Source organism: Flavobacterium sp. (assembly GCF_024642105.1).
In the GTDB taxonomy this organism is placed as follows: domain Bacteria; phylum Bacteroidota; class Bacteroidia; order Flavobacteriales; family Flavobacteriaceae; genus Flavobacterium.
The window spans coordinates 278,610-291,759 of record NZ_JAHEBT010000053.1 but is presented as its reverse complement, the minus strand read 5'-3'; the positions used below and the strand labels follow the sequence as shown (position 1 = coordinate 291,759).

The window sequence follows — 13,150 nt, the reverse complement described above, 5'->3', positions numbered from 1 at the left end:
TCAATCCAAATTAGTGAACTGATTCGGGTACAAACTTACTCTAATCGAAAACGAAATAGTCTTAAAATTTTATTAAATTTTTTTAGGGCTAAAAAAAGAGATTGGCAGAAAAAAATGAAATTAATCTCCCAACAAAATAACTGTCGTTAAGGTGACAATTTGACATTTTTGAAGATTTGGCAGTACTTTTGCAATCCAAAAACAAATAAAAATGAAGTTTAAGAATATTTTTAAAAATACAAGTACTATGACTACTGAAAAAACAGAAATCGATCAAGAAATAGAAGGAACACCAGTGGAAACACAGGCCAATGAAGAACAAGCGAGTGTCGAAGAATTACCTGTTGAAGAACAATTAGCCTTAGATTTAGCGGCAGAAAAAGATAAATTTTTACGTTTATTTGCTGAATTTGAAAATTACAAAAGAAGAACTTCAAAAGAACGTATAGAGCTTTTCAAAACAGCTAATCAAGAAGTATTGTTAGCGATGCTTCCTGTTTTGGATGATTTTGACAGAGCTTTGGTTGAAATCAGTAAGTCAGGCGATGAGTCTTTGGTAAAAGGAGTAGAATTAATTCACGAAAAATTAAAATCAACTCTAGTTGGTAAAGGTTTAGAAGAAGTTGAAGTGAAAGCTGGAGATGCATTTGATGCAGATTTTGCTGAAGCGATTACGCAAATTCCTGCGCCTTCTGACAAAATGAAAGGAAAAATTGTAGATGTTCTGGAGAAAGGATACAAATTAGGAGAAAAAATTATCCGTTTCCCAAAAGTTGTTATTGGTAACTAAACCAAATCATATAATTTGGAATTATGAAAAAAGATTTTTACGAAATATTAGGTATTTCAAAAAGTGCGGATGCAGCTGAAATTAAGAAAGCCTATAGAAAATCGGCAATTAAATACCATCCTGACAAAAATCCAGGTGATAAGGAAGCAGAAGAAAACTTCAAATTAGCTGCTGAAGCTTATGAAGTGTTGAGTGATCCTCAGAAAAAAGCCAAATACGATCAATACGGACATCAAGCATTTGATGGTGCGGGAGGTTTCGGTGGAGGTCATGGCGGAATGAATATGGATGACATTTTCAGTCAGTTTGGTGATATTTTTGGCGGCGGATTCGGTGGTGGATTCGGTGGCGGTAGAAGTAGTGGTCCTCGTCGTACCAAAGGAAGTAATTTACGTATCAAGGTCAAATTGACTTTGGAAGAAATTGCTAACGGAGTAGAGAAGAAAGTAAAAGTAAAACGTAAAGTTCAAGCTCAAGGCGTATCGTACAAAACTTGTTCGACTTGTAATGGTCAAGGACAAGTAATGCGTGTGACTAATACTATTTTAGGAAGAATGCAATCCGCTTCAACTTGTCCAACTTGCGGAGGAACAGGGCAGATTTTAGATAAAAAACCTGCGAATGCGGATTCACAAGGAATGATTCAAGAAGATGAAACGGTAGCTATCAAAATTCCTGCTGGAGTAGTTGACGGAATGCAATTGAAAGTCTCTAACAAAGGGAATGACGCACCAGGGAACAGTATTCCAGGAGATTTAATTGTAGCTATTGAAGAAATCGAACACGAGTTCTTGAAACGTGAAGGTGAGAATTTACATTACGATTTATACATCAGTTTTTCAGAAGCTGTTTTAGGTATTTCAAAAGATATTGAAGCGGTAAACGGAAAAGTAAGAATTAAATTAGAAGAAGGAATTCAATCCGGTAAAATTCTTCGTTTAAAAGGAAAAGGAATTCCAAGTTTAAATGGATATGGCAATGGAGATTTGTTAGTTCATGTTAATGTTTGGACTCCAAAAACCTTGAATAAGGAACAGAAGCAATTCTTTGAGAATAACCTTGGAGATGAGAACTTTGCTCCTAATCCAGAAAAATCAGATAAATCATTTTTTGAAAAAGTAAAAGATATGTTTTCTTAATTTTTTCAACGAGTGAATAAAAAATTATTTTCCCATCCTTGTTCCATATAAGGGTGGGTTTTTTTATGTAACAAAACCAAGTAATTAGGTACTAATTCTTTACTTTTACACACCCAAAGTTCAAAGTGACTAAAAATCAAATTCAGTATGAGTATTTTACTTGAAGTTAATAAAATAGTGAAGCAATACGGCGATTACGTCGCGCTAAATGAAGTTTCTTTATCGGTTCCAAAAGGCAGTATTTACGGTCTGTTAGGTCCAAATGGAGCAGGGAAGACCTCGCTAATTCGCATCATCAACCAAATTACCTTACCTGATTTGGGTGAAATTATTTTGGATGGCGAAAAATTACAACCCAAACACGTGCAGTACATTGGCTATCTTCCTGAAGAAAGAGGGTTGTACAAAAGCATGAAAGTAGGGGAACAATGTTTGTATTTGGCACAAATGAAAGGCTTAACTAAAGCTGAAGCCAAAAAACAATTGGATTATTGGTTTGACCGATTGGGAATTCAAGGTTGGTGGAATAAAAAAATTCAAGAACTTTCAAAAGGAATGGCACAAAAAATCCAATTTGTAGTTTGTGTGTTGCACCAGCCGAAATTGTTGATTTTTGACGAACCGTTTTCAGGTTTTGATCCTGTGAATGCCAATGTAATTAAAGAAGAAATTTTGGCGTTAAAAGAACAAGGTTCGACCATTATTTTTTCGACGCATCGAATGGAAAGTGTCGAAGAATTATGTGATGATATTGCGCTAATTCATCAATCCAATAAATTGATTGAGGGAAAATTAGATGAGGTGAGAAAACAATTTAGAACCAATAGTTTTGAAGTAGGGATTCTTTCTGATAATGTAGAAGGCTTGATGTATGACATTACTCAAAAATTCACTTTGGCACCAGCGCAATTTAAATCGTTGAATAATGAATTGAAATTAGAAGTTCAACTGGGTAATGCGAGTCCGAATGAGTTGTTGCATATTTTAACACAACGCGGACAAGTCACTCATTTTATGGAGAAAATTCCAAGTGTAAATGATATTTTTATTCAAACAGTAACAAGTAAATAAGAAATAAATGAGCATCATTTCATTAATTATTAAAAGAGAATTTATTGCCAAAGTGCGCAATAAATCCTTTATTGTAATGACTTTTCTAAGTCCGTTATTATTCGTAGGTATCGCTTTATTTGTGGGTTATTTGAGTTCTATGAAAGCGGACACCAAACGAATTGCGATTCATGATGAATCAGGTCGGTTTATCAATGAATTTCTAGCCAAAAACAAAACTTCGGAAGAATACAACTACCTTGATTTAACAGCAGTAGATTTGCCTACACTTAAAAAGAGTATTGTGGATGAAGCTTACGAAGGGGTTTTGTTCATTCCAAAAGCAAAAGATAATTCTACTTTAGAAAACCAAATTCAGTTTATTTCTAACGAAAGTCCAAGTATTTCGTTTATCGAAAAAACACAAGAAGTCATTGCTAAAAAAATGACCTTGACTAATTTAGAAGCAGCGCATTTGGACACCTTAGCCATTCATCAGGCAGAAGCCAAAGTTGCTATTAATTTGAAGAAAGCTTCTGGAGAACAAAGTTTGAAAGGCTTGAACGAGATTAAAATTGCTATTGGTGGCGCTTTTGGTTATTTGATTATGATGTTCATCATCATTTATGGTAATATGGTGATGCGTTCTGTGATTGAAGAAAAGACCAACCGAATTATCGAAATCATTATTTCATCGGTAAAACCGTTCCAATTAATGATGGGAAAAATCATTGGAACTTCATTAGCGGGAATTTTACAATTCTTTATTTGGGCTATTATTGGTTTGAGTTTGTTGTTTTCGGCTTCGGTATTTTTAGGAGCCAATGTGGGAGCAGCCAATCAAATTCCACCCGAAATGATGCAATCTGCACAACAAGAGTTGGCGAGTACGGCTCAAATGTATATTGCTGAAATCTTGAATCTACCTATTGCGACGATTTTAAGTTGTTTTGTCATTTACTTTATTGGTGGGTACTTTTTGTATAGCTCTTTTTATGCCTCAATTGGTGCTGCGGTGGATAATGAAACCGATTCGCAACAATTTTTATTACCCATTATTATGCCTTTGGTGTTAGGGGTTTACATTGGATTTTTTACCGTAGTGAACGATCCACATGGAACTGTCGCAACTGTCTTTTCAATGGTGCCGCTGACTTCGCCTATTGTGATGTTGATGCGTATTCCGTTTGGTGTACCTTTGTGGCAAATTGCACTTTCAATTGCTATATTATTTGCCACTTTCTTTTTAGTGGTTTGGTTTGCTTCCAAAATTTACCGTGTAGGAATTTTGATGTACGGTAAAAAACCAACTTGGAAAGAATTGTATCGATGGCTGAAGTATTAATGTGTATGAGTTTAAAAGGTTATGGGTTTAAAAGTTTAACCAAATAACCAAATCAACATATAACCTGTTCAAAAATGAGTAAAATATTAATCATAGAAGACGAAGCCGCTATCCGAAGAGTTTTAGTTAAAATTCTTTCGGAAGAGAATACGACTTATGTTGTAGAAGAAGCTGAAGATGGTGCTGCGGGTTATGAAAAGATAAAAAATACCGATTACGATTTGGTTTTGTGTGACATCAAAATGCCAAAAATGGATGGTGTCGAATTACTCGAAGCGGTCAAAAAAATAAAACCTGAAATTCCGATGGTCATGATTTCGGGTCATGGCGATATGGAAACTGCAATAAATACCATGCGTTTGGGGGCTTTTGATTACATTTCAAAACCACCTGACTTGAACCGATTATTGAATACAGTTCGAAATGCCTTGGACAAAAAGCAATTGGTAGTCGAAAACAAAATTCTGAAGAAAAAAGTCAGCAAGAACTACGAAATGATTGGCGAAAGCGAGGCAATTAACCATATCAAATTGCTGATTGAAAAAGTAGCGCCAACCGAAGCCCGTGTTTTGATTACAGGACCTAACGGGACCGGAAAAGAATTGGTAGCCCATCAATTGCATGAGAAAAGTGAACGCGCTAATTTTCCTTTGGTAGAAGTGAATTGTGCCGCCATTCCATCTGAATTGATTGAAAGCGAATTGTTTGGTCATGTTAAAGGCGCTTTTACTTCGGCGGTGAAAGACCGCGCGGGTAAGTTTGAAGCAGCTGATAAAGGGACGATTTTCTTAGATGAAATTGGCGATATGAGTCTTTCGGCTCAAGCCAAAGTATTGCGCGCTTTGCAAGAGAATATGATTACACGAGTGGGTGCCGACAAAGACATCAAAGTCGATGTACGTGTGGTAGCGGCAACGAATAAAGATTTGAAAAAAGAAATTGCCGAAGGGCGTTTTCGTGAAGATTTGTACCATCGTTTGGCAGTCATCTTAATCAAAGTGCCGGCTTTGAATGATAGAAGAGACGATATTCCAGTTTTGATTGCTCATTTTGCAGAAAAAATTGCTTCCGAACAAGGCACTGCGGTTAAGACGTTTTCAAAAGCGGCGATTCAGTTATTGCAAGAATACGATTGGACAGGAAATATAAGAGAATTGCGTAATGTAGTGGAGCGGTTGATTATTCTGGGAGGAAATGAAATTTCTGAGAATGATGTGACACTCTTTGCGAGTAAATAAAAAAGCGAGTAAAATGTACTCTTAATAACAGAAAATGAAACTAAAAAAAATAAACGAAGCCCTTCAAAATGCTTTAATCGAAAGTGGTTTAACCGAAGCCAATGCGTTGCAACAAGAAACATTTTCTACGATTAAAAGCGGCGCCGATTGTTTGATTGTAGCGCCAAAGGGTAGTGGCAAAACGACTACGATTGTTCTGAATGTGATTCAGCAATTAGCAGGAAAACAAGAAGAATCGCCACGGGCGCTAATCATTGTTGAAGATAAAGCGAAGGTGCTTGAAATGGAAGCTTTGTTTGAAGAATATGGGAAATATGACCCGCTAGAGGTATATGGTGTTCACGACAAAGGTGATATGGATTATGATAAAAATTACATTTCTACAGGGATTGACGTTTTGATTGGCACGCCCAATAAATTAAGTGATATGTTTTCTACTGCGGGCTACAATGTCAATCGTTTGAAACTATTTATTTTAGATGATGCCGACCCGATTTTAAAATTGCGTCATGATACTAAAATTATGCGTATTTCGAATAGTATAGCCAAAACACAACGTATTATTTTTACAGAACAATACACTGAACGTGTGGCTATTTTGGCCGACAAAATGTTGTTGGAACCGTATGAATTTGATTTTGAAGAATACGAAGAGGAAGAAGAATAAAAAATAGAAAAACAATTATGGGATTAATGAAAGTGTTTTCTGGAAGCGAAGTATTAGCAATGGGCTTGCAGGAAAAATTAGAAGAAGCAGGGGTTACTACTATGAAGAAAGACAATATTCAATCGGCACGATTGGGAGGTTTTGGTAATGCTGATTTAGCGGTGGAATTGTTTATTCAGGAAACCGATTTTGCCAAAGCCAATCCGGTGATTGAAGAATTCAGAATGAGTATTTAATTTCGAAACAGTATAGAGATGAAATACAAAATGCTGGTTTTAGATATGGACGACACCTTGTTGACCGATGACCATACCATTTCTGAAGAGAATAAAAAAATGTTGGCTCAAGCCAAGGATTTAGGGGTATATGTAATTTTGGCTTCTGGACGACCAACGCCTGCCATGACGGCTTATGCCAAAGAATTGCATTTGGATGATTCGTATATGATATCCTATAACGGAGCTGTGATTACGGATTTATCCAATGATGAAATTATCTTTGAGCAAACCTTAACCCAAGAACAAATTCATGCACTGTACGATTATAGTGTACAGCACAAAACGCATATTATCACGTATGTGAATAATCAAATTGTGAGTGAAACCGACTCACAATATATTGATATTGAAAAAAACATTACGGGTTTAGCACACAATAAAGTCCCTGATTTTAAGGCCGAAGTGCAAAGTTCCGCGATAAAATGTATTTTGCTGGAAGATCCTGAGTATTTGAAAAATGTGGAAACCCATTTAAAACTGGCTATGCCACATTTGAGTGTGTGTATGTCCAAACCTTTCTTTTTGGAAGTAGCACAAAACGGGATTGATAAAGCCGCTAGTATTCGGTTTTTAGCCGATAAATTGAATATTCATCAGCAAGAAATTATTGCGGTGGGCAATGCTGGAAACGATTTAACTATGGTGGAATATGCTGGTTTAGGCGTTTGGGTAGATAATGTAACTCCTGAATTGCGTGACCGTGCTGATGTCATTGTGGCTTCAAACAATGATCATGGTGTAGCTGAGGTAGTGAGACGTTTTATTTTGAGATAAAACTAATCGAACCCTGTTTCAGAATAATATAATCTTTCGTCTAATTGTATTATTTTGTATGAAGCGTTAATTATATTCTTATTTCCAAAATTTCTTGGTTGTTTTTTATAATCATAAATTATTCTTTTTTCTAAATCAAATGTATTATCTGCTTTTTTTATAAATATAATAAGACTATCATTTTCTTCAATAAATCCGGAATAGTCCAGATTTATTTTACTCCCATTTTTTACAACTATATCAATATTTAATGACTCAATATCGTTGATTATAAACTCATCAAATTCATCTTTATCATATGTTCCGGTGTCATATTTATTAAATTTTGAAACTAAAAACATCAAATTGTCTTTATATTTTAAAACTTTATTTTCATTAAAAGGATTGCAAGAAATAAATGTTAAGAATATAATGCTTGGTAGGATTTTTTTCATGTAAAAATTTTAAAAGTAAATCAAAAATATATAATTTATTTTTTGTAATTAATTGTTTGAGTATTTAATTAAAAGAATAAAGAAACGTAAAAATAGAATTAGATATTTAGATTGATAAATTTATCTGCTTCTAATCTACTAATATAGTCTTGTTTTATATGTTGTTTTTTGTACGTATTTTTGTCCCGCGAAAGGGATAGCAGCGGCATCCTTTTGTGAAGCGATAGCGAAGCAAAAGATACAGCGAATAGCCCGACCACAGGCTGGGATAAATGGGTTTTACCCATTGGATAATCTGCCTGGGGTTTCGCCCAAAAAAATCAAAAGAATGTCAGAAAGAAAAAAAGTAGCTTTTTATACGCTGGGTTGTAAACTGAATTTTTCGGAAACTTCGACTATTGCACGCAATTTACAAGACGAAGGTTTTGATCGTGTGGATTTTGAAGAAGTGGCAGATATGTATGTAATTAATACCTGTTCTGTAACTGAAAATGCCGATAAACAGTTCAAGCAAGTGGTGCGAAAAGCGATGAAGTTGAACGACAAGGCTTTTGTGGCTGCGGTGGGTTGCTATGCGCAATTGAAACCGGAAGAATTAGCCGCTGTAGATGGAGTGGATTTGGTACTTGGGGCGACAGAAAAATTCAAATTAGCCGATTATGTAAACGATTTATCTAAAAATGATTTTGGCGAAGTACATTCGTGCGAGATTGCCGAAGCTGATTTTTATGTGGGTAGTTATTCTATAGGCGACCGAACTCGTGCTTTCTTGAAAGTACAAGACGGTTGCGATTACAAATGTACCTATTGCACAATTCCTTTGGCAAGAGGTATTTCGCGAAGTGATGCCTTAGAAAATGTCTTGCAAAATGCCAAAGAAATTTCGGAACAAAACATCAAGGAAATTGTGTTGACTGGAGTGAATATTGGCGATTATGGTAAAGGGGAATTTGGGAATAAAAAACACGAACATACTTTTTTAGATTTGGTGCAAGCTTTGGACCAAGTGGACGGCATTGAGCGTTTGCGAATTTCGTCAATCGAACCGAATTTGCTAAAAAACGAAACGATTGATTTTGTGTCCAAAAGCAAGACTTTTGTACCTCATTTCCATATTCCGTTGCAATCCGGAAGTAATGACATATTGAAATTAATGAAACGCCGTTATTTGCGTGAAGTGTATACCGACAGAGTCAATCAAATCAAAGAAGTGATGCCTCACGCCTGTATTGGTGTGGATGTGATTGTTGGTTTTCCAGGCGAAACAGACGAACATTTCTTGGAAACCTATCATTTCTTGAACGAAATGGATATTTCGTATTTGCACGTGTTTACCTATTCGGAGCGGGACAATACTGAAGCTGCCGAAATGGAAGGAGTTGTTCCTGCTAATGTGCGTGCTAAACGCAGTAAGATGCTTCGAGGGTTATCGGTAAAAAAACGTCGTGCTTTTTATGAAAGTCAGTTAGGAACGGAAAGAACTGTTTTGTTTGAAACGGAAAATAAAGAAGGCTATATTCACGGGTTTACTGAAAATTATGTCAAAGTGAAAGCGCCTTGGAATCCGCAATTGGCCAATACATTACGCAAAATTCAGTTGACACATATTGACGAAGACGGAAGTGTTCGTGTTCAGTTTGTGGAAACTTTGGCTTAATTATAATCATAGGCAGTTGCCTTTTAAATACCCTCAACCTATTTTGAAATTAGCTACTTATACCAAAGAGTTCTCTTATAATATTAAATTAGCCTATCCCGTTATTTTAGGAATGTTGGGACATACCCTGATTGGAATCGTAGATAATTTTATGGTGGGGAATTTAGGTTCTACTGAATTGGCGGCGGTTTCGTTAGGTAACAGTTTTATTTTTATTGCGTTGTCGTTAGGGATTGGTTTTTCGACTGCTATTACGCCCTTGATTTCCGAAGCAGATGCTGAAAAAGACGATAAAAAAATCAGAACTACCTTTCATCACGGCTTGTTGTTGTGTACGGTTTTGGGAGTTGCTTTATTCATTGTAACGGTTTTGTCTAAACCCATCATGTATTTAATGCATCAACCTAAAATTGTGGCCGATATGGCAGCTCCGTATATTGACTGGGTAGCTTTTTCCTTGATTCCAGTGATTATGTACCAAGGCTACAAGCAATTTGCGGATGGATTGTCTGAAACAAAATATTCTATGTATGCTATTTTTATGGCCAATGTGGTGCATATTTTCTTCAACTATGTTTTGATTTATGGCGTGTGGGTTTTTCCTAAAATGGGTGTTTTAGGTGCTGCTTTAGGTACCGTTATTTCCCGAATTATGATGGTAGTTTTTCTTCATTTGTTGTTGAGACATAATGAGAAATTTCGAAAATACTTCAAAAACTTTAGTTTTAGAGAAATTAAAAAGTCAATGCTACGAAAAATTATCGATTTGGGATTGCCTTCTGCCATGCAAATGTTGTTTGAAGTAACATTGTTTACGGCTGCCATTTGGCTTTCGGGTTCTTTGGGAAAAAACAATCAAGCGGCGAACCAGATTGCATTGACTTTAGCGTCCTCTACCTTTATGGTAGCCATGGGATTGAGTGTTACAGCCATGATTCGCGTGAGTCATAGTAAAGGAATGGCTGATTTTAAAAATATGATTATTGTAGCTCGTTCTATCTTTTTGTTAGCTATTATTTTAGAAACGATATTCGGAATTGTATTTGTGGCATTTCATAATTATTTGCCGCATTTGTTTTTAAATATGAGCGATTCAGCTCAATATTTAGATAATCAAGAAATTATAGGCATTACGGCTCAGTTACTTTTAGTAGCGGCAGTATTCCAATTGTCGGACGGAATTCAAGTAGTTGTTTTAGGCGCATTGCGTGGATTGCAAGATGTGAAAATTCCCATGTATATTACTTTTGTTGCCTATTGGTTGATTGGGTTTCCAATCTCATTTTATCTAGGCCGTTACACTGAGTTGAAAGCGGTGGGAATTTGGATAGGACTTTTGGCAGGATTGTCAGCGGCGGCTTTATTTTTGTATATTCGCTTTGCGAGAATCTCGAAACGATTAGTTACTGAAAATTAGTTTTACAACTTTAAATGTGTAACTTTAGTTTTGGTTTTTAGACCAATACAATAGTTTAACCTTCCTAAATCAAAAAAAATGATCGTATTTATTATTCTTGGAATTATCTTGTTATTGTTGAGTTTTTCATTGAAAAACAACAGTACCCCTTTTTCTAAATATTCAAATGTTCTTAAATTATTCGGTTTCGTGGTGATTGCTCTGGGGCTTTTTTCGTCGATGTTCAAACAAATTGACGCAGGGAAAGTAGGTGTAAAATCATTATATGGAAATGTTGATCCTGATGTTTTAGAAAGCGGACTGCATATTATCAATCCACTTTTGGATGTTACCGATTTTGATATTCAAACTCAAAATTACACCATGTCAGCGATTCATGGGGAGGGCGCTCAAGAAGGTGACGATGCCATCCGAGTATTATCTAACGACGGATTGGAAGTAGTGATTGATTTGACGGTTTTATACCGAATTTCTCCTGAATTAGCACCAAAGATTTTCAAACAAATTGGAGTAAATTATGCGGATAAAATTGTTCGACCAGTTACTAGAACACGTATTCGTGACAACGCAGTTTATTATGATGCGGTGGCCTTGTATTCTACCAAACGAAATGAATTTCAACAACGTATTTTCAAAACCATTGAAGCTGATTTCAAAAGCAGAGGGTTGGTTTTAGAACAGTTGTTGATTCGAAATATTAATTTGCCAACTTCTGTAAAAACTACTATCGAAAGTAAGATTAATGCCGAACAAGATGCTCAAAAAATGACGTTCGTTTTGCAAAAAGAAAAACAAGAAGCAGAACGTAAACGAGTAGAAGCGCAAGGTATTGCGGATTACCAACGAATTATTTCAACAGGATTGTCAGACAAACAATTGCAATACGAACAAATTAAAGCACAAAAAGAATTAGCGTCTTCGCCAAATACCAAAATCATTTTTATGAACGGTAAAGGCAATGCACCTGTAATTCTTTCGGATAAATAATTAGATTAACGTTTAAACACATACAATGGAATTACCAAAATTTTTATTAGGCGACAATACCGATTTTCCAGATGATATTTTTATCATTCATTTAGATTACCCTCGTTTCATCATTAATTTGAAAGACGATGAGGTGGAATTTATGGAAGAAGCCGAAGACTTAGATGAAGCGGAGTTGAATGCAGAAATGGAAGCTTTGATTGTAGCTGCCAATGAATTTTATGATCGAGAAATTGGTCGATACGAAGAATAATCTATTTAGTAAAATACTTTTCTAACAATAAAGTGGCGGCTGCAAAGGGTGAAATTTCATCATTTTGCACCGCTTTTTTTGTGGATTCAAGCAATTGTTGAATTTCAAAATCGCTATAAAAATTCGATTTTAGTTGGTCGTTAATGGTCTCTAACATCCAAAATTGGTTTTGTTCTTTGCGCTTTTCAAAGAAATAGTAATTGGATTGAGTTACGTTTAGAAATTCAGTTATGGTGTTCCAAACTTCAGGAATACCTTCGGAAGTAAGAGCGCTACAAGTAGCTGTTTTAGGAGTCCATCCTGATTTTTTGGCTGGGAATAAATGCAATGCACGATTGAATTCAACTTTGGCAAATTGCGCTTTTTTGATATTGTCTCCATCAGCTTTGTTGATAACAATTGCATCTGCCATTTCCATAATACCTCTTTTAATACCTTGAAGTTCATCTCCAGCTCCAGCTATTTTTAAGAGTAAAAAGAAATCGACCATGCTATGAACCGCTGTTTCGCTTTGTCCTACACCAACCGTTTCAATGATAATAGTATCAAATCCAGCCGCTTCGCAAAGCGTGATTGTTTCACGAGTTTTTCGAGCTACTCCTCCTAATGTTTCTCCAGAGGCTGATGGACGAATAAACGCATTGGGATCTTTGACTAACTCTTCCATTCGGGTTTTGTCTCCCAAAATACTCCCATGACTTATCGTGCTACTTGGATCTACGGCTAAAACGGCTACTTTCTTTCCAAGGCTTGTTAAGTGTTTTCCAAAGGCTTCAATGAACGTACTTTTTCCCACACCTGGAACTCCTGTGATACCAATTCGTACCGATTGATTCGCATGAGGCAAACAACTATTGATGATGGTATTGGCTTTTGCCAAATGAATCGGATTGGTACTTTCAACCAAGGTAATAGCACGACTTAAAGCGGTTATGTTCCCAGATAGAATTCCTTCAACGAGTTCCTCGGCTGAGGGCTGTACTTTTCGAGAGTGTTGGATATGTTCTACAGACTGACTACTGATACTTTCGGGTTGCGAAATACCAGCTTTTTCTTGTAATGCCGAAGAATGTGCTTTCTTAGAAGTCAAGTCAAAAGGATTTGAAGAGTAAAAATACTAA

Annotated in this window: 14 protein-coding genes; 12 read left to right on the top strand and 2 right to left on the bottom strand. The window is 36.0% G+C overall.

Annotated elements, in window-relative coordinates; all coding sequences use genetic code 11:
- Positions 1 to 211 precede the first annotated feature (211 nt).
- The 8 genes from Q0L65_RS09615 to Q0L65_RS09580 all read left to right on the top strand — a co-directional run bounded on the left by Q0L65_RS09615 (position 212) and on the right by Q0L65_RS09580 (position 7,281).
- The gene (locus Q0L65_RS09615) at positions 212 to 790 is read left to right on the top strand and encodes a nucleotide exchange factor GrpE (RefSeq protein WP_296685744.1); all 579 of its coding nucleotides are present in this window, start codon (positions 212 to 214) and stop codon (positions 788 to 790) included.
- A 23-nt stretch (positions 791 to 813) separates the two neighbouring features.
- The gene (gene dnaJ / locus Q0L65_RS09610) at positions 814 to 1,929 is read left to right on the top strand and encodes a molecular chaperone DnaJ (protein WP_296685742.1); all 1,116 of its coding nucleotides are present in this window, start codon (positions 814 to 816) and stop codon (positions 1,927 to 1,929) included.
- 147 nt (positions 1,930 to 2,076) lie between these two features.
- The gene (locus Q0L65_RS09605) at positions 2,077 to 3,000 is read left to right on the top strand and encodes an ATP-binding cassette domain-containing protein (RefSeq protein WP_296685741.1); all 924 of its coding nucleotides are present in this window, start codon (positions 2,077 to 2,079) and stop codon (positions 2,998 to 3,000) included.
- Positions 3,001 to 3,007: 7 nt separating this feature from the next.
- Positions 3,008 to 4,324 (top strand): ABC transporter permease, encoded by a 1,317-nt coding sequence (locus Q0L65_RS09600; RefSeq protein ID WP_296685738.1) that lies wholly within the window; start codon positions 3,008 to 3,010, stop codon positions 4,322 to 4,324.
- A 74-nt stretch (positions 4,325 to 4,398) separates the two neighbouring features.
- Positions 4,399 to 5,562, top strand: a complete 1,164-nt coding sequence (locus tag Q0L65_RS09595) for a sigma-54 dependent transcriptional regulator (protein WP_296685737.1) — start codon at positions 4,399 to 4,401, stop codon at positions 5,560 to 5,562.
- Between the two features lie 34 nt (positions 5,563 to 5,596).
- Positions 5,597 to 6,229 (top strand): DEAD/DEAH box helicase, encoded by a 633-nt coding sequence (locus tag Q0L65_RS09590; RefSeq protein WP_296685736.1) that lies wholly within the window; start codon positions 5,597 to 5,599, stop codon positions 6,227 to 6,229.
- 17 nt (positions 6,230 to 6,246) lie between these two features.
- Complete coding sequence (locus Q0L65_RS09585) at positions 6,247 to 6,465, top strand: DUF2007 domain-containing protein (protein WP_229325230.1); 219 nt, start codon at positions 6,247 to 6,249, stop codon at positions 6,463 to 6,465.
- 18 nt (positions 6,466 to 6,483) lie between these two features.
- Entirely contained in the window at positions 6,484 to 7,281 is a 798-nt protein-coding gene (locus Q0L65_RS09580) for a Cof-type HAD-IIB family hydrolase (protein ID WP_296685731.1), read from the top strand.
- 2 nt (positions 7,282 to 7,283) lie between these two features.
- Here the strand turns inward: Q0L65_RS09580 and Q0L65_RS09575 are convergent, their stop codons facing one another.
- Entirely contained in the window at positions 7,284 to 7,715 is a 432-nt protein-coding gene (locus Q0L65_RS09575; protein WP_296685730.1) for a hypothetical protein, read from the bottom strand.
- Positions 7,716 to 8,043: 328 nt separating this feature from the next.
- Here Q0L65_RS09575 and mtaB point away from each other — a divergent pair, with 328 nt between their 5' ends.
- The 4 genes from mtaB to Q0L65_RS09555 all read left to right on the top strand — a co-directional run bounded on the left by mtaB (position 8,044) and on the right by Q0L65_RS09555 (position 12,029).
- Positions 8,044 to 9,372: a tRNA (N(6)-L-threonylcarbamoyladenosine(37)-C(2))-methylthiotransferase MtaB gene (gene mtaB, locus Q0L65_RS09570; protein WP_296685727.1), complete on the top strand. Its 1,329-nt coding sequence runs from the start codon at positions 8,044 to 8,046 to the stop codon at positions 9,370 to 9,372.
- A 43-nt stretch (positions 9,373 to 9,415) separates the two neighbouring features.
- A complete protein-coding gene (locus tag Q0L65_RS09565) occupies positions 9,416 to 10,789 on the top strand; it encodes an MATE family efflux transporter (RefSeq protein WP_296685915.1) in 1,374 nt (457 codons plus the stop codon).
- 78 nt (positions 10,790 to 10,867) lie between these two features.
- Complete coding sequence (locus Q0L65_RS09560; RefSeq protein ID WP_296685725.1) at positions 10,868 to 11,776, top strand: prohibitin family protein; 909 nt, start codon at positions 10,868 to 10,870, stop codon at positions 11,774 to 11,776.
- 25 nt (positions 11,777 to 11,801) lie between these two features.
- Positions 11,802 to 12,029, top strand: coding sequence for a hypothetical protein (locus Q0L65_RS09555; protein WP_296685722.1), 228 nt, complete (start codon positions 11,802 to 11,804; stop codon positions 12,027 to 12,029).
- A gap of 1 nt (position 12,030) precedes the next feature.
- Here Q0L65_RS09555 and meaB read toward each other — a convergent pair whose 3' ends face one another.
- The gene (gene meaB, locus Q0L65_RS09550; protein WP_296685720.1) at positions 12,031 to 13,119 is read right to left on the bottom strand and encodes a methylmalonyl Co-A mutase-associated GTPase MeaB; all 1,089 of its coding nucleotides are present in this window, start codon (positions 13,117 to 13,119) and stop codon (positions 12,031 to 12,033) included.
- Between the last annotated feature and the right edge of the window lie 31 nt (positions 13,120 to 13,150).

Excerpts from the sequence above, each read along its gene's own strand:
- Q0L65_RS09615 (WP_296685744.1), top strand. The coding sequence starts at position 212 with ATGAAGTTTAAGAATATTTTTAAAAATACAAGTACTATGACTACTGAA.
- dnaJ (WP_296685742.1), top strand. The coding sequence starts at position 814 with ATGAAAAAAGATTTTTACGAAATATTAGGTATTTCAAAAAGTGCGGAT.
- Q0L65_RS09605 (WP_296685741.1), top strand. The coding sequence starts at position 2,077 with ATGAGTATTTTACTTGAAGTTAATAAAATAGTGAAGCAATACGGCGAT.
- Q0L65_RS09600 (WP_296685738.1), top strand. The coding sequence starts at position 3,008 with ATGAGCATCATTTCATTAATTATTAAAAGAGAATTTATTGCCAAAGTG.
- Q0L65_RS09595 (WP_296685737.1), top strand. The coding sequence starts at position 4,399 with ATGAGTAAAATATTAATCATAGAAGACGAAGCCGCTATCCGAAGAGTT.
- Q0L65_RS09590 (WP_296685736.1), top strand. The coding sequence starts at position 5,597 with ATGAAACTAAAAAAAATAAACGAAGCCCTTCAAAATGCTTTAATCGAA.
- Q0L65_RS09585 (WP_229325230.1), top strand. The coding sequence starts at position 6,247 with ATGGGATTAATGAAAGTGTTTTCTGGAAGCGAAGTATTAGCAATGGGC.
- Q0L65_RS09580 (WP_296685731.1), top strand. The coding sequence starts at position 6,484 with ATGAAATACAAAATGCTGGTTTTAGATATGGACGACACCTTGTTGACC.
- Q0L65_RS09575 (WP_296685730.1), bottom strand. The coding sequence starts at position 7,715 with ATGAAAAAAATCCTACCAAGCATTATATTCTTAACATTTATTTCTTGC.
- mtaB (WP_296685727.1), top strand. The coding sequence starts at position 8,044 with ATGTCAGAAAGAAAAAAAGTAGCTTTTTATACGCTGGGTTGTAAACTG.
- Q0L65_RS09560 (WP_296685725.1), top strand. The coding sequence starts at position 10,868 with ATGATCGTATTTATTATTCTTGGAATTATCTTGTTATTGTTGAGTTTT.
- Q0L65_RS09555 (WP_296685722.1), top strand. The coding sequence starts at position 11,802 with ATGGAATTACCAAAATTTTTATTAGGCGACAATACCGATTTTCCAGAT.